The following is a 24,403-nucleotide window of genomic DNA, read 5'->3' as shown; positions in this document are numbered from 1 at the left end:
ATAGTCTTGAATTAGCAAGCTTTATTTCAGAAAACAGTCCTGAATTAGAAGGCGAAGAGTTAGACGATCTAATTCGAGATTTTGAAAGTGACTATTTAAGTCTGAGAGAGTTTGTTATTCAAGTGTTAGAAATATAAAAAATATCGATTGAAAAGGATTGAATGTGCTAACATTTAGTCCTTTTTTATTTTTTTGGAAAAGTTGTGGGCATAGAAAAATGCCTATTGCATAGAGTGAAAGATAAATTAAATCAGAAAGGGGTGAGTGTATTGGAACATGAGCAAAACGTAAATTTTTCGGGCTTTTGGACACGTTTCCTAGCCTACTTGATTGATGGTATTGTTTTAGGATTGGTCTATATCCCCATTGTAGTTGTATCAGGAATTATTCAAGTAGTTCTATCAATCAGTTTAGGCGAAGAAAGTATATTGGGTGTTGCCATTGCCACATGGATTATTGCATCGATTATTTATCTAGCTGTTGGATTAGCGTATATGATTTTGATGCCAGCATCTAAATATCAAGGAACAGTTGGCAAGAAATTAATGGGAATTAAAATTGTTGATGAAGATGGTGGACGCATTTCAGTAAGTAAATCAGTGCTACGCTATCTAGGAATGATTGTGAGTGGCTTAACTTTCTATATTGGCTATATTATGATCGCATTCCATCCTCAAAAACGTGCATTACACGATATTATCGGGGGAACATATGTGGTATCAGCTAAATAACATTTTTATTGAAGGGCTACGTATTTTTGCGTAGCCCTTCTACTTGTTTTTATGAATGTTTTATCAAAAATATACGTATAATTTAAGGATTTTATAAAAAAGGGTTTTTGAATCAAAAAAGATCAGAAGGATAGTGTATTGTGAAAGCAATTTTACAATACGAACGGAGGTTGATTTGAAATGTGTAATAATGAAAATCACTTACTATTAGTAGAAGGTATTGGTAAGACAGCGGTAAATACAAATCTATTAGTACGTAAAGCAGACGAGCAGTTAAATATTTATGATCTAAATGGAAAAAAGGTTGCTGATGTATCATTAGAAGGCAATCCAGTATTGTCTTGCTTTGGTGATAATCAACCGTTTTTACCAGCTGTAATTGTACGACATGTTGGTAAGAAAACAGAAGTAAATGTGTTAAATTGGGGTAAAAATCGCTTGATTCCAATTGCTGATTTAACTCATTTAGAAAAAGGCTCTTTTGTGACATTAAAAAAGACAGAAGATGGTCAATCGCTTGATATTTTTTATACAAAAATTAACGCAGAGCGATTAGGTATTGATTATGATGGCATGTTTATTAAGCGTATTCCAATTGGTCGTTGGGCACATGCCTTTGCAAGACGTGGGGAGCTAAAAGGTTATATTCATAGTCATACTGAAGAAGGTATTACAATCATTCAGATAACGCATTGGGCAGATTTACATCGTCATAGTGGCTTCAGTATGTTAGATGGAGCAACACATTTGAAAGATATGATTGCTCACACTGAATTTGGTGGTGCAGTAACAGATCATGGGAACATGTTTGGTGCTGTTTCATATTACCAGGCGATGAAGCTTGCTAATAAGCTGCCGATTTTAGGATTTGAAGCTTATTGTGAAACAATGGATGGAAAGAAAGATGGGAATCACTTATGGCTTGTTGCTAAAAATGATGTCGGTATTAAAAATTTAATGAAGCTTACATCGTTAGGCTTTGAAAATATTTACCGCAAACCTCATATTAGCTATGACATGCTTGAAAAGTACGGAGAAGGCATTATTTCTTCCACATCTTGTTTGGGTTCAGAAGTGAGCAAATTGCTATTAAAGCGTGATTATGCAAAAGCAAAGCAAGTTATTCAGACGCAGCAATCCTTTTTTGGAGAAGGTGATTTCTATGTCGAAATTCAAAGACATGGCATTGCTGATGAAGAAATTGTTACACCACAATTAATGAAGTTAGCTAGAGAACTTTCATTGCCTTTAATGGCTACAACGGATTCTCATTATACGGATGCAGAAGATGCATTTGCTCATGAGGTACTTTTATGTATTGGGACTAAAAAAACACTAGATGATGAAAGTCGTTTAAAATTTGAAGGTAGCGGCTATCACTTGCATACAATTGAGGAAGTGGAAGAGAAATTTGCAGATATTCCTGAAGCTTTAGATGGCACGCTTGAAATCCTTGAAAAATGTGCAGATGCAAAATTAGGTCTAGGTATCAAACATATGCCTCGTTTCCCAATTGATCCGTTATTTAAAGATGCTTATAGCCAATTAGAGCATTGGGTTAAAAAAGGGTATGCTGAACGATTTAAAGATACACCTTTTCATGATGATGTAATTTACCGAGAGCGTTTGGAATTCGAGATGTCTGTAATCAAGAAAATGAATTATGCAGACTACTTCTTAATCGTTGGCGACACGATGAAGTATGCACATGATAATGACATTTGGACAGGTCCAGGGCGAGGTAGTGGTGCTGGAAGTTTGGTTCTATACACTTTAAAAGTGACGAACATTTGTCCAATTCCATACGATCTACTATTTGAGCGTTTCTTAAATCCTGAACGTGTATCTGATCCCGATGTAGACTTAGACTTTGATGATTCTCGTAGACATGAGATGTTTGAATATGTAAAGCGTAAATACGGTGAGCGTAAAGTGTCACGTATTATTACGTTCCAAACGTTAGGTGCTAAAACATCAACACGTGACGTTGCAAGGGTTTTAGATGTTAGTTTAACACTTGCTGATAAAATGGCGAAGTTAATTCCGAATCAACCGAAGATGACTTTGAAAAAAGCATATGAAGAATCGGCTGATTTTAAAGCTTTAATTGATTCTGATGATACAGCTAAACGTATTTTTGATATTGCGAAGAAAATAGAGGGGCTACCTCGAAATCCTTCCGTTCATGCATGTGGTGTAGTAATAGCTGAAGATGAAGTATCAAATATCGTGCCTGAAACAATTGTTGAGGATAAGAAAACGAAGCAAAAAATGCGAGTAACGCAATTCCAAATGGCAGACGTTGAAGCAATGGGTATGCTGAAAATGGATTTCCTCGGCTTGAGAACGATTTCTGTAAACCGTACTGCACTTGATGTTATTAATCGTACTAGAAATACGCAGGGGCTTGAGCCGCTTGTATATGAAGAGATTCCGATTAACGATGTGCGTGTTTATGAAGAGATTAGTAAGGGGCAAACTTATGGTATATTCCAGCTCGAATCGGCAGGTATGCGTGAGTTTATGAAAGATTTATTTGCAGATGTTAAATCAAATACAAATAATACAGAAGAGTTCGGTAATCTATTATTTGAACGATTAGTAGCAGGTGTATCATTGTATCGTCCTGGTCCAATTGATCACATTCCTGAATATTTAAGTAATATGCGTGATGAAGAAAAGATTGTGTATGATCATGAAAAATTGGTAAATATCTTAAAAACTACGTATGGAGTTATAACATATCAGGAGCAAACGATGTTAATTGTGCGTGAATTGGCTGGATTTACAAAAGGCGAGGCTGATGAAGTACGTAAAGCATTTGCTAAGAAATTGGCAGATAAAATTGAGCCATTACGTTTAAAATTCCTTAAAGGATGTAAGGAACAAAACATCGATGAACGTGTTGCTCAATCTGTTTGGAATAAAATGAAAAGTTTTGCTGAATACGCATTTAATAAGTCACATGCTGCTGCATACAGTACGATTACAGCAAAAAGTGCTTACCTAAGTACGTATTATCCAGTAGAGTTTATGACAGCTATTTTAAATAGTTATTTAAATAAGCCTGATAAAATTAAAATCTTCTTAAATAATGCACGCAAATTGGGTATGGAGATTGTGCCGCCCGATGTAAATATTTCTGAAGGTGAATTTACTGCTAAAGATGGTAGGATTGTATTTGGCTTACAAGGATTAAAAGGTTTAGGTAAATCAGGTTTGTTAGTGGCACAAGAGGCTCAATCAAATCGTGGCGAATTTAAGTCGCTTCAGGATGTATTCGAACGTATGGCTAGTAATAGCAAATTTGATAAAACCATGTTTGAAATTTTAGTCCATTCAGGAGCATTGGATAGCTTTGGTTATTCACGTAAATCATTGATTTCTGCTCAAGAGGACATTTTGAAATTTGTGGATAGCGTTAAAGATGATACTAAAAAGAGTAACGCTGATCAGATGTCGCTTCTTGATTTTTCAGATGAATTTGAATTAGAAGGATTGCAACGAGTATTGAAAATCCAAAACTTACCTGAAATCGATAAGAGAATTTTATTGGAGCTTGAAAATGAATATGTGGGCTTCTATTTAACAGGGCATCCATTAGATGAATTTGATGAACATTTAAAGCGTCAACAAGTCTATGAGATGGGTGACATCTTAATTGATACTTCAGATGAAGAAGTGATTGAAGATGCGACAGAAGGGGCTTCTACAGACCACGAAATTGACAATCCATACTTAGGAACAAAAGTAAAGTTTGCAGGTGTCGTAAAAGGCGTTCGTCCAATTACCACTCGAAAAGGTGAATCAATGGTCGCTTTCGAAGTTGAGGATCGTACATCGAATGTAAACGCCATTTTATTCCCTAAGATGTATTCTAAGTTCAATGGATATGTTCGTGAAGGGGCGATTGTTGTGGTTGCTGGTACATTAGATCATAATGACTTTGGCTACCAATTAATCATTGATAGTATTTCCGATATTGAAGAAATTGCTATATTTGAAACGCCTAAAGCAATTAAAATCTTTACGAATGATCCGAAGTTAGCACGTTTTTCATATGATTATGCTGCTCAACATCCTGGTCATACGGAAATGTATGTATGTTTTCAGGAGAAATGGTATCGTTCGCCAGTAAATGTGATGTTGGATACAGAAACATATACTCGTCTAAGTGAACAATTTGGTGATAATATGGAGCTTGTTTACGAATTTAAAAAAGGTCATAACCGACAACCTGCTTAATGTAGGTTGTTTTTTTTACGTTCGACATTTTTTACAGAATAAATGCTAGGCAAAATTAATAGGATAAATAAAAAAGGAGTTGTTAGATTATGTTGTTTTTCAAAAGAAAAGGAACAGCTGTTAAACAAGCTGAATTAGAGCAGTTGTTTTTACATTTGGAAGAATTAGAGCAGCAGTATCGTTCAGGAGAAGCAAAGTATTACGACTTATGGTTATGGGTAGATACGATTCAAAAAGCGGAAAATTTAATAAATGGATTTCCTTTTGCAAAGGCGTTGTTAGGTAAATATAAGACCATTTATAATGAGTTTTTTAAAAATGTTCAAATTCCTGAAAGGGATCAGGGTAAAGTTATTGCATTTCCTGTAAATACAGATGTTTAAGCAAGTTAAAAACTTTGGTTTTTTAAAATATTTGGTAAAAAAGGGAGGTGAGGGGTTTGAAAAGCGAAAATTGGTGGCAGTATATAAGGCGATTTTTGATTAGAGTTGATCGTACCTTATACATTCTCTTGTTGAATCTGTTCATAGTATCATTGATAGGTGGTTTATTTGGATGGAATGATGTGAATGAGAAGATAGAACTGAAAGGAATTATGGGGTTGGCAGCAACTTTAGCGTTTTTAGTTGAAGGATTACGCTTGATTAGAGTAGATACTATTAAGTCATTAAAACTTTGTTTTCAAAGGATAATCATTAATTGCTTTCAATTTTTCAACATATTGGGTGGTATGACATGTGTAGCGATCTATATGGGGTATGTTTAAAAAGGTCATGTAAATGATCTTTTTTTGTTTTTATGGAATAAATAAATTAATAAATACGTACAAGTAATTAGATTTTAGAAATTTGGATGTTCGAAAAGAAACAAATTATATTTTATTGGAAAAAGATTTTAAACAGGAATTTAATTAGAAAGGGCGATGTAAGATGTTTAAAAAAATGCTATTTGGTTCACTATTTGAGGAAAAAGTTGAAGTAACTGTTAGTGCTGCTGAAAAACGGAGAGTTACAGTTATTGATCGATTACGTAAGCTAGGTTTTAACGTTGAATTATTAGATAATGGTGATTTTGAAATTATTGGGGAATATCGAAATTACAATAAACATTTTTCTAAACTTCTCGTAAAACAAGAAGGGGAACATGTATTAGTTAAAGACGAATTAGGATTCACACTAGATTCATTTCCTCGCTTATTATCGATGACACAAGTTTGCTTTGTAGTAGATCAAGTCATTGCATCATAATCGACAAAAAGCCACTATTTCATATTGTTGAAATAGGGCTTTTTTGTTTTATTAAAATAATATTAGGTTGATTTCATTTTATTGAATAAGTCTATTAGAAGATACGTATAGTCTATTATTACAAAAAATATAAAGAAAAGAGAGGTTTTGTATTATGACTATCAAAGTAAAAACAGAACAAATAACAAATGAAGAGCTGGAGGTACGCACACGTGAGCGTAACTTGCACCGAAGCAGGCGTGAATTTAGCAACAAACGTAAAGAGGAAGAGCGTATGCGTGAAGGTAGTCGGAAGGCAGATACTCGTCTACGTGGTTCAAAACAGTCACGCAAAAAACGTTCACGATACGGAGATGATTATTAATCAATGTATGGTAAAGAAAATCCAACATTTGTAGATAAAGTACGTGCAGTTTGGAATTACCAATCAGATGATGATAAATTGATTCGAGAACGGCAAGCGTTTAATCATTCGGATGCATTGTTGAGATATATGGCAATGCTGCTTACAGTTGTGGCATTGTTTTTATATGTAGAAAATTATCAAGAATGGTATCAAGCAATTTCCTTTACCGCAACGATGATCTTCTCATACCTGTTAATTCAAGGCGTGCAGCGAACAAGTAATTTTAACTTATACATGATCCGATTATGGCTTTTAGCATTGTTTGTGCAAATACCGTTTGTAATATTAACTGAAAGCATAAAATTAAATGGTCTTTTCTTACTTTTTGCAGGAGCTTTATTGGTTAAAGGCGGAATGAAATATTTGCCTTTATATGTTTTATTAATTTATTTAGTACCCATTCATGATGTTTGGATTGTTGCAATCATCGTTCCAGCACTAGCTATTTTTAAAAAATATAAAGTGCATGTATTCACTTATATAATTTTGATCATCGCAGTAATAGTGTTTGGAAATGAACATTTAAAATATTGCTACATATTTGCAATAGCATTCGGAGTAATATTGATCGAAATTGTTCGTTTGTTAAAGAATCAATTGCAAATGATGCCACTATTTAAGTTTCCACGAAAAATATATTACTATGGTTACTTTATAACAATTACGCTTGCTGTTCTATATAAATATCTATAATAAATACACGCTGCTGGAGCTCTAGTAGGCGTGTTTTTATTTGCCCAATTAATTGACTAACATTAATTTTAGTGCCGTTAAAACTAGCTTCTAATTACATTGATAGATAAAGAGTTACATGCTTAAAATATTTTTAATAGATGGAATAATAAAAGATTACCTACGTATGATAAATGAATTAATCATGAAGGAGGATTGTTTTAGTACAAATTTTAAAAGGAAATTATTTTTAAAAGGACAAGATTTTATTTGGAAAGATTTTGTAAGGTATATATTTTATTTGGAGGTTTTTATTGATGAAAAAGATGTTATTAGCAGTAGTAGGAATTTGTTTTAGCGTTATGGTAATGAGTGAGTTGGTAGGGTATGCATTATCTTTAATCCCTGTTGTTTCTATTGGTGGCACAGCTACATATTTAGGTTTAGCGATTGCAGATGAATTGGGACGTGTTAGACCATATTTTATAATGAAGAAAATTCGTCTTATTTTGGGGAAAGCGAAGAACTTTATCTTGAAATATCGTAAAGCATCAATATTTGTAGGTGTAATTTTAGCATTATCGTTATTATCTAATGGTCAGGAGCTAGTGATTCAATTATTGGTTTCAGCAGCAGGTATGGCATTTGTGATTGCATCTGTCGGACTAGGATGGAAGATTTATTCAAAGGTGTTACGTAAACGCAGAGTCGTTGTAAAACCTCTAAGAAGTATCATTAAATCATTTAACTAATGATTTGGCACGCTATTTATGAAATTAAATGGCGTGTTTTTTTATATTTTTATAAAAGCCTACGTATAATACATAGATTTTATTAAACATGGATTCTCGAAGGGAGATAGGATTTTATTATGGTAACACAAACTTTATCAAAATTAACAGAGGCAGTGATTCAATTTCAGGCAAAAGATGGAGCGATGATGGAATTAGCAAAGCCAATTTTTAACGATGATAAGCAGTTAGAATTTCTGGCAACATCTCAAAATCTAGCAGGATATGAAAAGGTAGTATATGATTTTAAGGAAAAGGCATTAAAGCTTTATTATACGAAAAAGAAAGTGAAGCGATGCATTTCGGTTAAGCTAATCAATTTCTACCCACAATTAAAGGATCAATTAGATGCACTGTATAGTCAGTTTTATGAGATTATGCAGGGGTATATGGAACGCTTAAAAACAGGGAAAGAAAAAATTTATGTATATGTTGTAGATGGTAAGTGTTCACTATTTATGCCTACAACGCAATTGGATTATTTGGGGCATTCAACAAAGTTTAATGATGGATTTACGTACTATGTAAACAGCTACATCAGACAAAATTTAACGTATGATCAAGTGCAGCAATTATTAGTAAAAGCTTATGATAACAAGCGAATGATGGGAAAAGATCATGTATTCTTTACGTTTAATCAGTTAATGAAACAATTAGGTTAATTTTTTTTATTAAGTCGTTCTTCAGAGGGCGGCTTTTTATATGCAAATAAAAAAGCCAATCTATGTAGATTGACTGTATTTTGACATAACCTTTTTAAAGTAGGGCAAATTTGAATTCATTTGTTAATAAAAGTCGTTCAAGATTATGACCTCTTCTAATCATTCGTCTTGTATAAGTTTGAGTAGGGTTAAATAACTCGCTTAAAATTATATGTGAGCCATCAGCCTTAATTGCAACTACATCATAACCTTTATCAAGAGTAGATGATGAAAATACAGAAGTGTAACAGGTAATTAAATCCTTGTTCCTCCGTACCTTCTTTTAACTTTTTATAGAGTTCGATATGAGCACTGGCGTTTGGATGGTTTTCATCTAACAATAAAACTACTTTTTTCATAGAAGCAATGTTTAAGTAAAGTTGTTCTATTAAAAATAAACGTGTTTCTAAGCTCATTATAATGCATATATCTTCATTTGGCGGATTAACTACAACAGATTTATTAGAAGCCGCTATCATTCAACACATACCAGGCTATTAGCTCGTAACTCAGGAACAATAGTCAGCATCATCGGTTCCAATACTGAGGCATTTGCTAAAACAGTCATTGTAACCATGCCTACAGTTCGCTTTTTACTTATGCTTACAGTTAGCGTATAGTCGTCTGATCCTACAGATTCAACGACTGCTCGATATTTCATATTGTTGGGATCAGTATAAATGACATAATCACCTTTATTATACTCTCTAGTAGCAGTTAAATTATTCATTTGAATTTCCTCCTTAGAATATATGTTATTAGACGACTATTGTAACAATCTAGCAATATGTATTTTACACAAAAAGTTACATATAGTCAACTAATATTGTTAATATTCTTATTGTTGATGTAAATAAAAACGAAGCTGCTAGATTAATAGCAACTCCAATTTTTATCCCAATTCCATTTGGTACTACATAAATGACTTACTTTACTGTTTCAGATGATTCATTTAAAAACAGATGATTGAAAAATGCCGAGCGTACTTCCTCTAACTTATTAGGATTAAGGTCTGCAACCTTTTGTCCTAAACGTGCTTTAGAAATACATCGAATTTGATCTAATGCAAGCGTTCCACTAGGGGCATCATTATATGATTCAGCTCTTATTACATCATTTTCTGTAAATTCTACATAGTAATCATTTCGTGCAGTTGTACGTGTAATCGGAACTACGACAACTGTTAATGCTCCTTCTGTATACTTATTACTTTGAATCACTAATGCAGGGCGTGTTCGGTTAATTTCAGAGCCAGCGTTAGCTCCAAAAGATACCGTCCAAATTTCTCCTTGTTTTGGATTCAAATTTTTGAAGATTCGTTCCTTGACAGACAATTCAATTAATTTACTGCTAAATTCAACGATTTCTTCTGCTCGTTTTTGATCCTTTTCGTTCATTTCCATCATAAAATTAAATCGGTCATTCAGTCGGTACACAGCCTCTGATAACATAATAAAATCTCTCCTTCTTCTCCTGTAAACTTGTTCATTATGAACTCCTGTTTTGTAAAAACTTATAAATTATATGTAGGGTTTGAAAAAGATATGCCAATAAACTTTGAAAAAAAACTTTGTTGAAAAAATAAAAAAACATGGGGTATTAGCCCATGTTCTAATCTTTCATAAATTGTCTTGTTACACCGCCACGTCTACGTCCTGCTAAACGTTTATCTTCTTTAGGTGCAGGTGTATTTTTTATAGCAGTTACGGCAGTTTCTTTAGGCGTTTTTTCTACAGGTGTAGATGTTTCTGCTTTTTCTTCAATAGGTGCTGGATCTCCATCAAATAAGCGTTGCGGTTTAAAGCTGGATTCTTCTTTTTCTTCAACAGGCGATGTTGCATTTTTCGTAGTTTGCTCCGTTTCGTCAGCCACTTGTAATGGTTCTACTTGTGCTGTTTCGACAGTAGGAGTGTCTTGCACAGGTTGTACAGGTGTAGGTGTATGTACTTGCTGAGCAACTTGTTGTGCATAAGCTTGTGCTTGCATTTGAGCGAGCATAGCTGGATCAAGAATCGGTTGTTGATAAGCTGGTTGTTGTATCATTTGCATCACAGCAGGATTAAGTATAGATTGCTGCATAGGATTAATGAGTGAAGTAATCATTTGGTATTGTTCCATCATTTGCTTCATTTGCTCCATTGGTTCAGCTGTTTTTTGTTCTTTATTCATGTTGTTGAATTTTTCAATAATGGCTTCACAGATAAATCGTGAACGTTCTTGCTTATCAATATCATCTAAAATGGTATGCACTTGACTAAAATTTTTAGATACTGAAAAATTTCGGAGTTTTTTCGGCTTGTCCGTATTTGTTGTCATTTTTGACATTCATCCTTTCTAGTTAGATTAAAAATAGAGGAAGGTTTTTAGCCCTTCCTCTTAAAATTTTAAGCTGCATTTTCTAAGAATATGGCATCTTCCGCTAGGAAAGCTCCGCCTTCAGCGTTATCATATTCAGCTGTTTCACTGATATGTGCATCCTTGAATTCAAGAATTTCTAAAATGTCGTTCTTAAATAATAAACTGCCTCCGCCTACAAAGATGAAGTCTAATGTTTTTAATGACCATTTACGTGACTGCATTTGACTAACAATGTTTTTGAAGAATTTCACTTTTTCATCAGAAATAATCCGAGCCGATCCTTCTTTATCATATTTAATGAAACCATCTTTGATAATTTTCTTCATTTGATGTAGTCCGATACCAGCATCGTATTCGCTATTTAATCGGTCCATTAATTGAATTGAGAAAATATTTCCGCCATCTTCTAATGTGAAGTGAGATGAATCCAACATTTGCATGTACTCTACTTCCTCATTTCCTTCCATTAACGTAGCAGTTTGATAGATAGCACCGTTGACATTTAACCCACCAATATCAACAATTGCAACATCTGATCCTAAGTAGTCCTGCTCGTACTTAATTAGGAATCCTGATGATTCAGGAATTACAAATAGTTTGCGTAATTTTACTGAGAATGGTTTGCCATCTACAGAGAATGATAAATCGAGATTTAAATTTTTAAAGTCAATATCGTCTTTTGCCGTAATACCAGCCATGAATCGCAGATAATCCTTACGTTTTTCTGCATTTAGGTATAGGTTAATTGGGCAGCCAACTGTTAAAGAGATTTCATCGCCGTTTTCTACTAACTTTGAAATTGCTAATAGTGTAGCAAAACGGTGAAGGTCTAGTGCTTTCGAAGTTGAAGAGTCGAATGAAGCAGATTGATCACCGACTAATAATGTTTTTTGTCCTACTTTTACCGCAAATGCAGAGCTTGTTAAAGATTTTTCCTCATGATACTCGCTTGCTTTGGTGTTAATGCTGAAGCGATCAACGATTTGACTATCCTTTAATAAAACTGCCTTCGTGCGGTGTTTTCCGCTATCCACTGATACGATTTTAATATTGTTATTCATTTATATATCACTCCTATGAATGTATTTTTATATTACTTTTTGTGGATTCATTCCACTTGTTTGTAGAACTAATATAACATATATGAAAGTTATATACAACAATTATATATAATTAATGTAAAAAATAATTTACGTATGTAGAACGCTTTTTTTCTGATAATGAAAATAAGTAATACGTAGAATGATGTATTACATATAAAGGAGTGGTTTTTCATGAATAAAAAATGGCGTAAAAGAATTATTATTAGTATCTTAGTTTTCTTTATTCTTTCTACATTCTTAACAACAATTTCTCAATACATGGTGTAATTGCTGCTTAATGTAGTTTCTATTAAAAAAGAGGTGATTGTATGAAATGGTTGAATTTTAATAAAAGTTATCAAGATATGACGCAGGAAGAGCGAGATGAAGCATTCGAGAAAGATGTTAGGAAGTATACATTGTACGGATGTGCAACTGTAGTGTTTTGTTTATTACTAGCGATTGCTTATGCAAACTACTTCTATAAATTTTTTGAAAAAGAAGAAGTGGAGCCAGTCGCAGAGGTGATTGACGAAAATGCAGAGTTGCTTAAAAAAATAACGTTTGCAAATGACTATGAATCTATCGAAGATATGGCGTTGGTCGAAAGAGAAGAGGATTTAGCTTTTGGTTACGTATTCGGTGAAGATATATTAAAAGTTGCTAAAAGTATTCCTGAAGAAAAGGTGCAAGCTCGTAAAGGGTTTGTTAAATGGGCTACTTTATTGAAGAAAGCACAAGACAATTTTAATCCAAGTAATGCTGGCAAGGTCGTTCAGTATTGGAATAATGAAGGATACGTCTTAGAAGCACATCATGAGTATCGTAATCTTTACGCAGAGTTGGAGGCACGTAGTCGTTTAATGGTGGAATCGTTAAATGATATGCAGCTTGATCCCAATGCAGGAAAATATTACAATGCAATTTTTAAAAATTTGTTGTCTTACGAACAGAATTCGGAGCTTTACCATTTACAAGTAATTCGAGATAGTATCAATGCAAAGGGGCAGATTATTATTGGTTACGGTGTTAATGATATATGGCTTGCACAAGTGCAGAATTATGAAAATGCCAATAAGGATTGGCGAAAAGAAGTATTCTTAGATGAAAAATAAGTGGCTATTCGGTAGTAAGAAGGTGAGGAAATGGATAAAACAGTTGAAAACATTGAAGAGTATGAGCGTGTTGACTTTAATGGTAAAAAACTTTTGATTACGGATATTTATAAAACATTTGGAGAAAGTGTTGAATTCATCTCGACTGACGAAAATGGTAAGGAATTTAAGTTCAGTAAAGATTGGGGAGCAACTTTAACTGTATTGATTTAAAATACAATTCAAATAAATTATGTAGTCATCAATAACTACGAAATAGGGTATTCTGCCACTTATTACGAATATCCATATAATTAAAAGCCTTTTGAGTGAAATTGAAATTTGCTCAAAGGGCTTTTTTGTCTAGTCAGTAAGGAATGAATACAATGGCAGCTGCTTAGAGTATAAAAATGCGAAAATTGCATTTATTTTATTCAGAAATGGAGTGATTGCTTATGTTAGAAAAAGAGATTGTTAAAGGTTTATCAATTTTCCGAAAGGAGAGAAAGCCTTTTACAGTAAGCAGTCTTTCAAAAACAATTTCGATTGATGATGAAAGCAAGGGGGAGCTTATAAAGTTTGTGAGCTCACTGAAAAAAGCAGGATTCTTACATGAGGGCAATAAAAAACGCCTTCACATAAATCAAAATAAGAAATGGATTTTTGGAGAATTTTTACGTCATAAGGACGGTTATGGATTTGTTAATGCAGAAGAGGTTACGGTATTTGTTCCTTCACAGTCAATGAAGGATGCAATGCATAAAGATTTTGTATTGATTGAAGTAGTAAGTGAAGGGACACCGAATGCGATTGGATGCGTAGCATCTGTATTGAGTAGACCACAAGAAATTATGACAGGTGTATTTCAATTAATAGAAGCAGAAGGTTCAGGGTTTGTAATATGCGACAATCCAGCTGTAGATGATGTATATATTCCAGTGGATAAAGTAAAAGGTGCTGCAATGTATGATCGGGTACGATTCCGAGTTACGAAAGGTCCAAAACAGGCTCGTAAAGCGGAAGGGGAAATTATTGATATTTTAAATGAAATTCAGATGGATGAAGATTTATTCGAGAAAATTACGGAAGATAGAGGCATTCCTGTTAATTTCACAACAAAAACGATGAAAGAAGTCGAAGGTATGAAATTTCCTTATGCACTAGATAACCGATTAGATTTGCAAGATCAACTAATTTTTACAATTGATGGTGCAGATTCGAAGGATTTAGATGACGCAGTTTCAATAAAAAGGATTGGAAAAGATATGATTGAGCTAGGTGTACACATAGCTGATGTAAGTCATTATGTAAAAGAAGGCGGCTCAATTGACAAAGAGGCTTATAATCGTGGGATATCGGTTTATTTTCCTGACAAGGTAGTCCCAATGTTGCCAACCAAACTTTCAAACGATTTATGCAGTCTAATTCCGAATGAAGGCAAACTAGCTTTATCTGTATTTATGCAAATAGACTGTATTGGTGATGTAAAGTCATATCGGTTTGCTGAAACGGTAATTCATTCTAAATGTCGCTTTACGTATGAACGAGTAACAGAATTTTTAGAAGGTCGAGCTGCTGATCCGTTTGACATATACACTCCTGTTGCTTCAGATAAAACTTTATTAATTGAAGCGTTGTTCTTATTGAAAGACTTGTCAATTCTTATGAGAAATAAGCGGTTTGATCGGGGAGCTTTAGATTTTCACAGAGCTGAGGCAAAAATTGTCGTTGGAGATGATGGCAAACTTAATATTAAAAATCGAGAAAGTAACATTGGTCATAAAATGATTGAAGAGGCTATGTTGCTTTGTAATGAAACAGTAGCAAAGCATTTTTCGAAAACAAAATTGCCATTTTTATATCGTGTTCATAATCCTCCAGGAGTAGAGAAGATGGATTTATTTAAGGAGTATGTTATTAGAAATGGCTATGAATGTTCTATTTCAAGTGATGTGCAGCCTAAAGAACTTCAAACTTTTATTGCAGCATTTAAAGAAAAGCCAGTTCATAAATCCTTTGAGTTCTTCCTATTGCGTTGCATGAATCAGGCTCAATATAAATCGGTATGTGAAGGACATTTTGGTTTAGCTGCTACGGATTATTGTCATTTCACTTCACCAATTAGACGCTATCCTGATTTAATGATTCATAGAGTATTGAAAGCACAACTATGTTCGCAATTGCATTCAGGATTAGTGCATGAGTGGGAGAATAAAATTGAAGAGATGGCGAAGCATTGTTCAAAAAGAGAACGAGTAGCGGATAAGGCAGAAGAAGATTACTTTAATGTGCAAAAGTTAGAATGGGCAAATGAACATCGAGGGGAGTTAATGACAGCTTATATCCGAGAAATTAATAAATACTCAATCGAAGTTGTGCTGGATAATAATGTTTTGGTCATGGTACGCAATGATGTAAATGCGACAGAGGTAAATGATGATTTAACAGAATTGCAAATGGATAATGTGACATTGAAGTTGGGGGATGAAGTAGTGGTTGAGATTGTTCATACGGATGTTGTGACAAAAGATATAATTGCCAGGATTGTCGGAATCGTTTAAGAAAGCAATATTGGAGAGCGGTATTATGATAATTTGTACACCACTTATATGAAAGTGGTGTACTTTTTTATTTAATATGAGTTACTTCATTTTAAAGTCAAATACTATTTATTAAGAAATGCGAATGTTTTTTCTGCAATTTTAGTGATGATTTTTTCTTTAATCGTTTTCACGAAATTTAATACTCCTACACCAAGAAAGCCAGTAGTAGGTACTATCCATTGTATTACTACTTTAGTTATCAATGATGAATCTGAATCTAGTCGATTATAGGCAATTACAAACCAGAAGGAGCTAATAACAACGGTTATCAGCAATGAATATTTTGTTACCTTCGTAGCTAATATCCTTGAACGTTCCATCATTTTTTCATTTTGATCTAATTTTATTTTCTCGATTTCATTTTTTTGAAAATCTATTTCCTGTTGTTGTCTCTCTGATAATTCTAAAGATACTGCTTGTTGTTCCTTTAATTGCTCTAAATGAATTTGCTGCTTTTCAAGTAATGAATCTTTTCCCTCTATTTTTCTTTGGATAGTTAGTTCTGCCAGTTCTTTTAGATTAAGGTAAATTATTTGCTCTTCATCACCTTTAACTTTATCCATCATTAGAGATTTAGCTTCACTATCTGTTCGCAATAAAGCAAAATCTTCCTCTGTAATACGACCTAACAATTTTTCTCTTTCGATACGGTCTAAATATTTCTGCAACATTTTTTCATTAGGTTCCGTAGCAACTAAACAATTTGCAATTATCATTTTTTTAGGTAGATCACTTTCGGTATCAGGGTTTTTAATCCATTGTAATGTTGCTAAAACATAATCTGAAATAATGGGAGGAATATAGTCGGGTCTTTGATGATCCAAAATGAATTTGTCTTTTACTACATTCACTAGTCTATTATTGTTGGTTACTAAAATAGCTTTGCTTGTTTCAATAGTATTTGAGAATGCACCTTTTCTTAATCTATAAATAGCATTAATTGAATCTAAATCTTTAGTTAGAGTTTCAGAATAGGTATAAGTAATATGTTTTTGTATATATGTGGAGTATCCGTCCATGTCGATGTTGTATTCATATAATGCTTTATCTGAGTAATCAGGTTTATCGACAATTCTGATATTTAATTTTTCATAAATATCTTTTTCTATTGCATGAATTAATGTGAGTATTTCAGAACGAGTGTAACTTTTGCTAATAAAATACTCTACAGTTCCAAATCTATCTCTTGTTCCTTGTTCTAACTTTCTCATACAGCTAGTTAAAACACCCTTAACTTCCTCTACTGTATGCGTAAAGCACCTTAATTGTGCGTGTTGACTACGTAAAGTTTTAATTAGTTCTAACACTGGTTGAGCACGATCTTCGCCAGCATATCCTAATGCATAAATAATTAATGTTGTATCAAAATAAACAGATGTATTTTTAAATTTTTGAGTTACTTTGTCAGGTTGAGTAAAATACATGGCAGCAGAAATCATATTTCCCACATAGAATTTATGATACAAAGTAAATAGTTGAGGTTCGTTTTTTTCAATATGTCTAATAAACTTAGCTACTAAAAATAAAGATTTCTTATGTTCTGCTCCAACTTCGACAGTAGAATTATTACTAATAGTATTTATTGAAACGTTTAGAAACAACTCCAGCATTTCTTCAAGTTTTTGATTTGAATAGCTTTCATCATAACTATCATGCAAAAATTCTTTTAAAGCACTAATCAGAATCTGATGATGGATAAGTAGTTCGTCTCTTTTCTGAAGGACGTTTAGCGAATCTTTTCTTAGTAGCAAATAATTATTTGAAGTCTTGTCATATTTTAAAATATTTTTTCTGCAAAGTTTTCTGAGAGCATAATCCAAAACATAGAATGGAAATTGTAAACCAAATTTTTGCTCTATATATATACTTAATTCAGCTACCGTAAAACAATCATGTATATCTACCACACCTTGTTCAATGAGGGGTAAGAAATTGTCTAAAAAACTTGCTTTATTGCTATCTATGTTTTCTGCCAAAACAGCGTATCCTATTAATGATCTCGAATGAATTACTTTATCTTCTACTGTGCTAGTCACTATTGTTCCTCCAATTTCAAAATATAGTAACATTATACCATAATTGGTGCTTTATTAATTTTGTTAATTGGTATTCTTTACTATAATCACGCATTTTGATTGCTCTTTCTTATTAAAAAATCACCTATATCAGAATGAGATACAGGTGATTCTACTTGTTTTTAATTGTCATCAAATAATTTAGCTCCTTTAAAATTGTTGGTAAGGGAACATTTTTAGATTTAATTCATTAAGAAATGTTGGATAGATAATAACGTCCAACTTCCAACTACTGCTGCAATAGTAACCATTGCTTGAATTGTTAAAGTTTTAGCTACTTTTTTAACGAATGAATCGTTTTCGTTAAACGTTAAATTGAATTTTTGCATATATGTCACGCTCCTTAATATCTTATTGGTATATATTTATTTTAACATAAAACAAGTGTTCGGTAAATATATATAGTCAATTTTAGGTAGCAAAAAGGTGTTCTATACAAGATATAGTATTCAGTTATAAGTGGACTGCAAATCTCATATAACTATAATAGGAGTTTTAAGGCAATAAAGTTTAGAAAGAAACAAATAACTAGGGGGAGGGAATCCTGTTGAAAGTACGTAAAACCAGCTTAGAAGATGACAATGAAGTGTTTGGATCACCAAATATGGAAATCATCGAAAAGCCAGTGAAAGAAGAGCCTGTAAAGGAGTCAATGGATCTTGAGGAAGTCGTTGACGCTACGCCAGTAGGTAGTTTTAACACGTATATTATTATGTTAATTATGACGATTATATTAGGAGTGACAGCATTAGTTCAGCTACACATATCCACTATTTTATATGCCGTATTTTTTGGTATCTTTATTACGTTGTTAAATAAGGAAAGTAGAAAATTTGAGGTTACAAAAGATGATGTTGTCTATATACAAAACGTTGCACATACATTAAAAACATTTTTTATTCGAGTTTTAGGGTTTAAAAGTTTTTTTGTTAATCGAAAAAAGAATATTATGATAGCGGCAGCCGTACTTCTTATTGAGCAAGTAACTATCCGAGGTGTTTTACCTTATTCGTTCTCTACAACAATCCATTATGCAGCATTGACTGTATTATTTATTTCTACGCTATTTATCATTTCGACAAAAGAGTTTAGGGATTTAAAGCAGGTAGGGAATGTGGTTGTTGTATTGGGCAGTATTGCTGTTGTATTTACGCAATTGTTCTATAAATATGTGGCAATAGATTTATTATTCGTCATGGTGATGTTCTTAGTATTAGGAAACTTTGCTATGTTACATGGTGACAAATTTAATGAAAAAAAAACAAGTGAAAAAGAATAGTAGATTGAGGCACATGTTTAGATACATGTGTCTTTTTTAGTCAATTATAATTGACGTTAATTAAATTTATGTTATACTTATATTAAGTTCACTTTCTTCGTATATTATAGAAATACTTGAAAGGGAGTGATGAAATTGAAAATTAACTATGAATCGTTAATTTTCCCGATTATTGTCATGTTTGTGATTTTATTAATTGTAGCATTTTTGATTCCAAAATTGATCAAGTTGACAATTGTTGTTATGGCAGTTTATTTATTGTTCAACATTGGTTATATTTGGACTTCACAGGAAACAATGACGGTGTTACATGCAGATAAATGGATGAATGATGAAAGTCAGGAAAAATTTGAAACTATGTATGATGATTTTTACAAAAAACGAGAAGAAAATCCAGGCATTGTTGATGTCAATAAAGTAAAAGAAATGATGGATACAACGATTCAAGCAGCCAAACAAGATGCTAGTGAGGTTACAGATAAAGAAAAAGCTTCAATGAAGGAATATTGGGCATTGATCTTTGATTCACTAACAAGTGAAGAGGCGAGAAATCTTGCTGAATCAACTAAAGAGAGCTGGTCAAAGGTATTTACTAAAGACGAAATGAATCAAATTGTATCTGAAACAACAAAATAGCAATCAATTCAAATGAGGTGGAATTATGAAGGGGAAAAATAAAGAATTGTTCTTTTTCAAGCATGATTATCCACAATTAGATAATCATGCTTTTTTTGCAAAAAACTTTGCTTTAGTTATGAAAGTGCATAGCATTTGGTTTTTATTAGGGTTTATTGGATTTAAGTATTTAGCAGAAATGTTTAGCTTTGATTTGACGGTCATTATACTATTCTTAGTTCATCGATTTATCACATTACCTTTAATGCAATCTGGTAAAGTGCCAATGTATTATCGTGCAGACTACTCTAAAATGAAACCATTCTTTATCATTAGAGATTTAATTGTTTTAGGTGGATTTATCCGTTGGTTCTCTTATGTGGGAATCATTATTGTTACAACGATTTTGTCAGGTCTGAATAGTGGGACGTTTTTTGCGACTATCAGTGAAATGCAGATGCATTTGTTAGGTAGACTTGATCTAAATGCAGGTATAGCATTGGCTATAGTAGCGTATGTAGGTTATTTATTCATAATGTATTATGTGGGTGGTGAATTGGAAATTTCGAGTTATTTTAAGAATTTACGTAAAAATTTATCAATGGGGTTAGTATTTGATGTGGCAGCTAAAAAGGCTTGTAAGGACGCTCGAATAAGTTTGATAAAGCAAGAACGCATAAAATCTACTACAATTCAATCTGATAATACTGTTTCGTTATCACAGGAAGATTTATCAAAGATCTTTGCTAGGGATCAGCAAAAGACACAGCCTATCCAGCCAGTTGCTGCTTCAAAAGATAGAGTAACTAATAATGCTGAAAATAGGGTAGAGAATAAGCCTTCTGAGCCAGTAATAGCAGAGAAGGAAAAAGAGGATGTGTCATCGTTTGTAGGGCGAGGTCCTCGACAATTCTAATAGGCTATGCAATAAGTTTTGGAATTAATATTTAATAACTATTTTTTTAGGAGGGGATTAATTTAATGTTAAATAAAAAAAGAATAGGAGTTTTCGTCATTCTGCTATTTTCTTCTATGTTTTTTGGCTGTTCTGAAGAAAAAAAAGAAGTATTTATTGATTTGAATTTAGAATTTGTTGGTAAAGAAAAACTTGTTGATTTTGAAGGAAAAGGAGCATATGCATATGCCGTTTATAAATCACCCGAAGAAAATTATTATAAAATGGATATTTCACTTTTTGAATACGAAAATTGGGATACTAATCAAAAACAATCAATCGCAGTAAAGATAAATACGGAAGAGCAAGAGTTGTTTGGTGATATATATTACAATTGCATTTTCAATAAAAAAGAAATAAGGTTATTTGAAATAGACTCTATTTTTGTAAGGCATCTAGTGGATGATTAATAGTATCATGCTCATACTAAACTTCACGTCAAAATTATTTAGTAAAGAAAAATGTAAAATGAGGACATTTTATCATTCGACAATTTGAATAGATTTTTTGTAATAGTTAGTGAAGGGGGGATTGAATGGGAAAAATAAGAATAGTGACTTTATCAATAGCTACGGTTGTTGCAGTAGTTGCTTGGATATATTCTATGAACGATGCTTATTATTCGAATGATAGGATAGCAATTGCAAAATATGCTCAAGATGCTGAATTGATGCCAGGTAAAGACGTACCATTAAAGCACTACGTATCTTATATTGAAAACAAAATGAATAAAATAGGTTATAAGGATGTAAAAGTAAAAATTAAGGGAGAGGATTTGCCAGGAATTGAAAATAAAATTTTTATTGAAGCAATACCGCCACAATCACCTCTCGATTGGCTGTTTAGGGTAACGCCTGATACGATTACTTATAGTTATAAATTTATTAATTGGCGATAGGGGCTAGTAAAATGGATAAGAGAGGACATTTCACCATTTATTACAAATGTTCTTTAATGATATGTAAAAGGCAGGTAACGAAAAATCGTTCCTGCCTTTTTTTAATTGAATCGATTTTGAAGTTCTATCAGCTTCTCAAAACTAATCTTTCGTGTTCCATTGATAATTATGCTTGTAGGTTCTTGTTTACGAAAAATTTCAAGGAATGATTTATTTTTTGGTAGTGCTCGTATTGTAAATTGTTTGTTATCTAACTTTAGTTTTTTGATCATAGCCTGGAGTAAATCTTTTTGCTCGTATATGAAGCAGTAACGGCTACCATTGTTAGAATCGGTGCAATGATATAACTTTTCGTTATTATCCCAAATGCTGTATAAGGAACGAGCATGTATCAACTCGTTATAAAATTTAAAGTTTTCTTTTTTAAGTTCATGTGCTGGAATAATTCTTTCGACAATGCCGATAGAGCCATTTGTGAGTTCTACTTTCACTTGTTCCTTTTTATTAGTTGATACAAACCGAGAAATATAGCCTTTTGTATAATCATCTGCTGTTTTATCGATCCTGATTTCTACGAGCAGTCCAATTATTAAATCTTTCTTTTTTGGGTACATGTAGGAATCCCCCTTTCATACAAATTTTCTATTGTATCTTATGCAAGTGCTCTATTAAAAATAAGGAAGTGTTCGACAACTTTTTCTTTATAAATTTTCTATTGGTTGAGTAGGATGAAAGATTAATATAGAAAAAGGGGGTATTCGTTTTGAGAAAGCGGATGCAAATAATTGAGGAAAATAAAACAAAGAAAAAGCGATGGATATTGATTAGTATTATCCTTGTCATAATTGCCGCATTGTCGATTGCCGCACTTGTTTATTTTAAATTAGACCGATATGAATATAAAGAGTTAAACGCTACAGACGAAGAGTTAGGTATTGAAAAACCGCCAGTAGCAAAAGCTGAAGTAATTGAAGAGGAAGAGACTGAGCCTGAAACAGAATTGTTTAAAGATGAAATTATCAATATTGCATTATTCGGTTTGGATCGAAGAGATACAAATTCTAAGAACACACGATCTGATTCAATGATGGTGGCAACTGTAGACTTTCATAATAAAAAGGTAAAATTGACAGCATTAATGCGAGATATGTATGTTGATATTGATGGTAGGGGAAAAGATAAGTTGAATCACGCTTATGCATATGGTGGACCTGAATTAGCAATTAAAACAATTAATCGTAATTTTGGGTTAGATGTTCGAAATTATGTGACCGTAGATTTCTTCATGTTAAGTGAGATGATTGATATTTTAGGTGGTGTTGAAATTGATGTAAAACAAGAAGAATTAAACTTGTTAAATGAACACATGGGCGAAGTTATGAATATTAAAGCTGAGCAAATGATTAAAGTAGAAAAACCAGGTAAACAGTTGTTGAATGGGGATCAAGCAGTAGCTTATGCGAGAATTCGAAAAGTTGGACAGGGTGATTTTGAACGTTCGGCTCGTCAACAGCAAGTGCTTCAAGAAATGCTGAAAGGTGTACAAAATGCTTCAAAAACAGAGCTAGTTTCATTATTCCTTGAAATTAGTCCTTATATAGAAACATCTTTAACGAAAGAGGAAATTTTAAAAATTGGTTGGAGTTACTTAGCTAACAATCCAATGCCTATCGAAAAGATGCGTTATCCATTAGATAATAAATGGAGTAGTTCTTATACAGATTCAGGTATGTGGATTATGAACGTAGATATGTTTGGTCAAAAGAAATCAATTCAAAATTGGATTTATGAAGATATTAATCCATATGAAACTGATAAGCAAAAGGATCTTAAAGGTGAAGAGCCTGAGAAGATTGAGGTAAAACGCAATGAAAAGGCTGAATTTATTGATAAAGCAGCAGATTCTACGATGTCGCCAAATTAATTGGAATATCTAATAGGAGAGTTGTATATGATATAACACAGAGCTTCGGAAGGCGATGTTGTCATCGGTTGCTACTGTTTAGTGTATGTAGGGCAATTATTGTCGTAAGGCGATAGATGCTTAGAACACTTAGCTGTCACAAGGATGTGGCTTTAATATACAGAATGGATTCTGTTTCAAGACCGCTCTTAATAGGCGGTTTTTTTTATTGCCTTTTTTTGAAATAATCAAGCATACTTTTAAGCTTTTTAGCATAGGGTGTCAAAAAAGAAAGAGGTGATTTACTTGAAAAAAATAGCTATGGAAACAGTGGGTGTTGCCACTATTTTACTTTCAGGTCTAGCATTAAAAATGGGAAGTTCAGAGAGTGGAGCTGAGTAATATGGGGAAAATGTTGGAATGGATTGTTAATAAACTGGACAGAAGGGAATCGGTAGCTAAATTGTCTAAAGCAGAAGATTTAGTTATTAGCAATGCTTCTTTAGAGGATATTAAAAGAGGTATTCGTAAAATTTACAAAGAAGTCAATCCGAATGACGATAAGTGATTACATCTTATAACCTTTGCTAGAGTTAGCAGGGGTTATTTTTTTTGAATATTTGCAGGATAATTAATTAATTTATATTGAAAAGATGTATAACATTTATATAACTATTTTATAAATGCTATATAAATGTCGTTTGATTGGATATATACAAGTAGCTCAATGGTAGCTGGTGCTTTTAAA

Annotated in this window: 28 protein-coding genes; 20 read left to right on the top strand and 8 right to left on the bottom strand. The window is 32.9% G+C overall.

Features of this window, described 5'->3' with window-relative positions; translation table 11 throughout:
- Positions 1-269 precede the first annotated feature (269 nt).
- The 9 genes from ACOMCU_RS01960 to ACOMCU_RS01920 all read left to right on the top strand — a co-directional run bounded on the left by ACOMCU_RS01960 (position 270) and on the right by ACOMCU_RS01920 (position 8,754).
- On the top strand, positions 270-731 hold the full coding sequence (locus ACOMCU_RS01960; RefSeq protein WP_421049291.1) for an RDD family protein: 462 nt from the start codon (positions 270-272) through the stop codon (positions 729-731).
- Positions 732-911: 180 nt separating this feature from the next.
- Positions 912-4,976, top strand: a complete 4,065-nt coding sequence (gene dnaE / locus ACOMCU_RS01955) for a DNA polymerase III subunit alpha (RefSeq protein WP_421049290.1) — start codon at positions 912-914, stop codon at positions 4,974-4,976.
- 89 nt (positions 4,977-5,065) lie between these two features.
- Entirely contained in the window at positions 5,066-5,359 is a 294-nt protein-coding gene (locus ACOMCU_RS01950) for a hypothetical protein (protein WP_421049289.1), read from the top strand.
- Between the two features lie 56 nt (positions 5,360-5,415).
- A complete protein-coding gene (locus ACOMCU_RS01945; RefSeq protein ID WP_421049288.1) occupies positions 5,416-5,742 on the top strand; it encodes a hypothetical protein in 327 nt (108 codons plus the stop codon).
- 163 nt (positions 5,743-5,905) lie between these two features.
- Positions 5,906-6,223 (top strand): hypothetical protein, encoded by a 318-nt coding sequence (locus ACOMCU_RS01940; RefSeq protein WP_421049287.1) that lies wholly within the window; start codon positions 5,906-5,908, stop codon positions 6,221-6,223.
- 154 nt (positions 6,224-6,377) lie between these two features.
- Positions 6,378-6,587 (top strand): hypothetical protein, encoded by a 210-nt coding sequence (locus ACOMCU_RS01935; protein ID WP_421049286.1) that lies wholly within the window; start codon positions 6,378-6,380, stop codon positions 6,585-6,587.
- Positions 6,588-6,590: 3 nt separating this feature from the next.
- The gene (locus ACOMCU_RS01930; RefSeq protein WP_421049285.1) at positions 6,591-7,322 is read left to right on the top strand and encodes a hypothetical protein; all 732 of its coding nucleotides are present in this window, start codon (positions 6,591-6,593) and stop codon (positions 7,320-7,322) included.
- A 296-nt stretch (positions 7,323-7,618) separates the two neighbouring features.
- The gene (locus tag ACOMCU_RS01925; RefSeq protein WP_421049284.1) at positions 7,619-8,053 is read left to right on the top strand and encodes a hypothetical protein; all 435 of its coding nucleotides are present in this window, start codon (positions 7,619-7,621) and stop codon (positions 8,051-8,053) included.
- 119 nt (positions 8,054-8,172) lie between these two features.
- Positions 8,173-8,754 carry a hypothetical protein gene (locus ACOMCU_RS01920; RefSeq protein ID WP_421049283.1) on the top strand — a complete coding sequence of 194 codons (582 nt, stop codon included), beginning with the start codon at positions 8,173-8,175 and terminating at the stop codon, positions 8,752-8,754.
- A gap of 254 nt (positions 8,755-9,008) precedes the next feature.
- Here the strand turns inward: ACOMCU_RS01920 and ACOMCU_RS01915 are convergent, their stop codons facing one another.
- From ACOMCU_RS01915 to ACOMCU_RS01895, 5 genes are all read right to left on the bottom strand, one after another.
- Positions 9,009-9,209: a hypothetical protein gene (locus tag ACOMCU_RS01915; RefSeq protein WP_421049282.1), complete on the bottom strand. Its 201-nt coding sequence runs from the start codon at positions 9,207-9,209 to the stop codon at positions 9,009-9,011.
- Positions 9,210-9,268: 59 nt separating this feature from the next.
- Positions 9,269-9,523: a hypothetical protein gene (locus ACOMCU_RS01910; RefSeq protein ID WP_421049281.1), complete on the bottom strand. Its 255-nt coding sequence runs from the start codon at positions 9,521-9,523 to the stop codon at positions 9,269-9,271.
- Positions 9,524-9,719: 196 nt separating this feature from the next.
- Entirely contained in the window at positions 9,720-10,244 is a 525-nt protein-coding gene (locus ACOMCU_RS01905; RefSeq protein WP_421049280.1) for a type II toxin-antitoxin system PemK/MazF family toxin, read from the bottom strand.
- A 160-nt stretch (positions 10,245-10,404) separates the two neighbouring features.
- A complete protein-coding gene (locus ACOMCU_RS01900) occupies positions 10,405-11,109 on the bottom strand; it encodes a hypothetical protein (protein ID WP_421049279.1) in 705 nt (234 codons plus the stop codon).
- Positions 11,110-11,177: 68 nt separating this feature from the next.
- Positions 11,178-12,212: a hypothetical protein gene (locus ACOMCU_RS01895; RefSeq protein ID WP_421049278.1), complete on the bottom strand. Its 1,035-nt coding sequence runs from the start codon at positions 12,210-12,212 to the stop codon at positions 11,178-11,180.
- A 213-nt stretch (positions 12,213-12,425) separates the two neighbouring features.
- Between ACOMCU_RS01895 and prli42 the strand changes: the two genes are divergently transcribed.
- From prli42 to ACOMCU_RS01875, 4 genes are all read left to right on the top strand, one after another.
- Entirely contained in the window at positions 12,426-12,521 is a 96-nt protein-coding gene (gene prli42, locus ACOMCU_RS01890) for a stressosome-associated protein Prli42 (protein WP_421049277.1), read from the top strand.
- A gap of 41 nt (positions 12,522-12,562) precedes the next feature.
- Positions 12,563-13,348, top strand: a complete 786-nt coding sequence (locus ACOMCU_RS01885; protein WP_421049276.1) for a hypothetical protein — start codon at positions 12,563-12,565, stop codon at positions 13,346-13,348.
- 30 nt (positions 13,349-13,378) lie between these two features.
- On the top strand, positions 13,379-13,561 hold the full coding sequence (locus ACOMCU_RS01880) for a hypothetical protein (RefSeq protein WP_421049275.1): 183 nt from the start codon (positions 13,379-13,381) through the stop codon (positions 13,559-13,561).
- 221 nt (positions 13,562-13,782) lie between these two features.
- The gene (locus tag ACOMCU_RS01875) at positions 13,783-15,888 is read left to right on the top strand and encodes a ribonuclease R family protein (protein ID WP_421049274.1); all 2,106 of its coding nucleotides are present in this window, start codon (positions 13,783-13,785) and stop codon (positions 15,886-15,888) included.
- Positions 15,889-15,992: 104 nt separating this feature from the next.
- On the opposite strand, the gene ACOMCU_RS01870 is transcribed toward ACOMCU_RS01875, so the two are convergent.
- Both ACOMCU_RS01870 and ACOMCU_RS01865 read right to left on the bottom strand, forming a co-directional pair.
- Entirely contained in the window at positions 15,993-17,966 is a 1,974-nt protein-coding gene (locus ACOMCU_RS01870) for a hypothetical protein (protein WP_421049273.1), read from the bottom strand.
- 221 nt (positions 17,967-18,187) lie between these two features.
- Entirely contained in the window at positions 18,188-18,334 is a 147-nt protein-coding gene (locus ACOMCU_RS01865; RefSeq protein ID WP_421049272.1) for a hypothetical protein, read from the bottom strand.
- Between the two features lie 218 nt (positions 18,335-18,552).
- Between ACOMCU_RS01865 and ACOMCU_RS01860 the strand changes: the two genes are divergently transcribed.
- From ACOMCU_RS01860 to ACOMCU_RS01840, 5 genes are all read left to right on the top strand, one after another.
- Positions 18,553-19,284: a hypothetical protein gene (locus ACOMCU_RS01860; protein ID WP_421049271.1), complete on the top strand. Its 732-nt coding sequence runs from the start codon at positions 18,553-18,555 to the stop codon at positions 19,282-19,284.
- Positions 19,285-19,419: 135 nt separating this feature from the next.
- A complete protein-coding gene (locus ACOMCU_RS01855; RefSeq protein ID WP_421049270.1) occupies positions 19,420-19,920 on the top strand; it encodes a hypothetical protein in 501 nt (166 codons plus the stop codon).
- A 25-nt stretch (positions 19,921-19,945) separates the two neighbouring features.
- Positions 19,946-20,815, top strand: a complete 870-nt coding sequence (locus tag ACOMCU_RS01850) for a hypothetical protein (RefSeq protein ID WP_421049269.1) — start codon at positions 19,946-19,948, stop codon at positions 20,813-20,815.
- A gap of 65 nt (positions 20,816-20,880) precedes the next feature.
- Positions 20,881-21,264: a hypothetical protein gene (locus ACOMCU_RS01845; RefSeq protein WP_421049268.1), complete on the top strand. Its 384-nt coding sequence runs from the start codon at positions 20,881-20,883 to the stop codon at positions 21,262-21,264.
- Between the two features lie 125 nt (positions 21,265-21,389).
- A complete protein-coding gene (locus tag ACOMCU_RS01840) occupies positions 21,390-21,752 on the top strand; it encodes a hypothetical protein (RefSeq protein WP_421049267.1) in 363 nt (120 codons plus the stop codon).
- Between the two features lie 101 nt (positions 21,753-21,853).
- Here ACOMCU_RS01840 and ACOMCU_RS01835 read toward each other — a convergent pair whose 3' ends face one another.
- The gene (locus tag ACOMCU_RS01835; protein WP_421049266.1) at positions 21,854-22,366 is read right to left on the bottom strand and encodes a hypothetical protein; all 513 of its coding nucleotides are present in this window, start codon (positions 22,364-22,366) and stop codon (positions 21,854-21,856) included.
- 149 nt (positions 22,367-22,515) lie between these two features.
- Between ACOMCU_RS01835 and ACOMCU_RS01830 the strand changes: the two genes are divergently transcribed.
- Together ACOMCU_RS01830 and ACOMCU_RS01825 are read left to right on the top strand one after the other, a co-directional pair.
- Entirely contained in the window at positions 22,516-23,676 is a 1,161-nt protein-coding gene (locus ACOMCU_RS01830; protein WP_421049265.1) for an LCP family protein, read from the top strand.
- Between the two features lie 382 nt (positions 23,677-24,058).
- Positions 24,059-24,223, top strand: coding sequence for a hypothetical protein (locus ACOMCU_RS01825; RefSeq protein ID WP_421049264.1), 165 nt, complete (start codon positions 24,059-24,061; stop codon positions 24,221-24,223).
- The last annotated feature ends 180 nt before the right edge of the window (positions 24,224-24,403 follow it).

It is taken from the genome of Lysinibacillus sp. UGB7 (assembly GCF_049058285.1).
Classification (GTDB): Bacteria; Bacillota; Bacilli; order Bacillales_A; family Planococcaceae; genus Lysinibacillus; species Lysinibacillus sphaericus_B.
The sequence above is the reverse complement of the archived record's forward strand: the minus strand, read 5'-3'. Positions and strand labels throughout refer to the sequence as shown.

Excerpts from the sequence above, each read along its gene's own strand:
- dnaE (WP_421049290.1), top strand. The coding sequence starts at position 912 with ATGTGTAATAATGAAAATCACTTACTATTAGTAGAAGGTATTGGTAAG.
- ACOMCU_RS01950 (WP_421049289.1), top strand. The coding sequence starts at position 5,066 with ATGTTGTTTTTCAAAAGAAAAGGAACAGCTGTTAAACAAGCTGAATTA.
- ACOMCU_RS01940 (WP_421049287.1), top strand. The coding sequence starts at position 5,906 with ATGTTTAAAAAAATGCTATTTGGTTCACTATTTGAGGAAAAAGTTGAA.
- ACOMCU_RS01935 (WP_421049286.1), top strand. The coding sequence starts at position 6,378 with ATGACTATCAAAGTAAAAACAGAACAAATAACAAATGAAGAGCTGGAG.
- ACOMCU_RS01930 (WP_421049285.1), top strand. The coding sequence starts at position 6,591 with ATGTATGGTAAAGAAAATCCAACATTTGTAGATAAAGTACGTGCAGTT.
- ACOMCU_RS01925 (WP_421049284.1), top strand. The coding sequence starts at position 7,619 with ATGAAAAAGATGTTATTAGCAGTAGTAGGAATTTGTTTTAGCGTTATG.
- ACOMCU_RS01920 (WP_421049283.1), top strand. The coding sequence starts at position 8,173 with ATGGTAACACAAACTTTATCAAAATTAACAGAGGCAGTGATTCAATTT.
- ACOMCU_RS01915 (WP_421049282.1), bottom strand. The coding sequence starts at position 9,209 with ATGAGCTTAGAAACACGTTTATTTTTAATAGAACAACTTTACTTAAAC.
- ACOMCU_RS01910 (WP_421049281.1), bottom strand. The coding sequence starts at position 9,523 with ATGAATAATTTAACTGCTACTAGAGAGTATAATAAAGGTGATTATGTC.
- ACOMCU_RS01905 (WP_421049280.1), bottom strand. The coding sequence starts at position 10,244 with ATGTTATCAGAGGCTGTGTACCGACTGAATGACCGATTTAATTTTATG.
- ACOMCU_RS01900 (WP_421049279.1), bottom strand. The coding sequence starts at position 11,109 with ATGACAACAAATACGGACAAGCCGAAAAAACTCCGAAATTTTTCAGTA.
- ACOMCU_RS01895 (WP_421049278.1), bottom strand. The coding sequence starts at position 12,212 with ATGAATAACAATATTAAAATCGTATCAGTGGATAGCGGAAAACACCGC.
- prli42 (WP_421049277.1), top strand. The coding sequence starts at position 12,426 with ATGAATAAAAAATGGCGTAAAAGAATTATTATTAGTATCTTAGTTTTC.
- ACOMCU_RS01885 (WP_421049276.1), top strand. The coding sequence starts at position 12,563 with ATGAAATGGTTGAATTTTAATAAAAGTTATCAAGATATGACGCAGGAA.
- ACOMCU_RS01880 (WP_421049275.1), top strand. The coding sequence starts at position 13,379 with ATGGATAAAACAGTTGAAAACATTGAAGAGTATGAGCGTGTTGACTTT.
- ACOMCU_RS01875 (WP_421049274.1), top strand. The coding sequence starts at position 13,783 with ATGTTAGAAAAAGAGATTGTTAAAGGTTTATCAATTTTCCGAAAGGAG.
- ACOMCU_RS01865 (WP_421049272.1), bottom strand. The coding sequence starts at position 18,334 with ATGCAAAAATTCAATTTAACGTTTAACGAAAACGATTCATTCGTTAAA.
- ACOMCU_RS01850 (WP_421049269.1), top strand. The coding sequence starts at position 19,946 with ATGAAGGGGAAAAATAAAGAATTGTTCTTTTTCAAGCATGATTATCCA.
- ACOMCU_RS01845 (WP_421049268.1), top strand. The coding sequence starts at position 20,881 with ATGTTAAATAAAAAAAGAATAGGAGTTTTCGTCATTCTGCTATTTTCT.
- ACOMCU_RS01840 (WP_421049267.1), top strand. The coding sequence starts at position 21,390 with ATGGGAAAAATAAGAATAGTGACTTTATCAATAGCTACGGTTGTTGCA.
- ACOMCU_RS01835 (WP_421049266.1), bottom strand. The coding sequence starts at position 22,366 with ATGTACCCAAAAAAGAAAGATTTAATAATTGGACTGCTCGTAGAAATC.
- ACOMCU_RS01825 (WP_421049264.1), top strand. The coding sequence starts at position 24,059 with ATGGGGAAAATGTTGGAATGGATTGTTAATAAACTGGACAGAAGGGAA.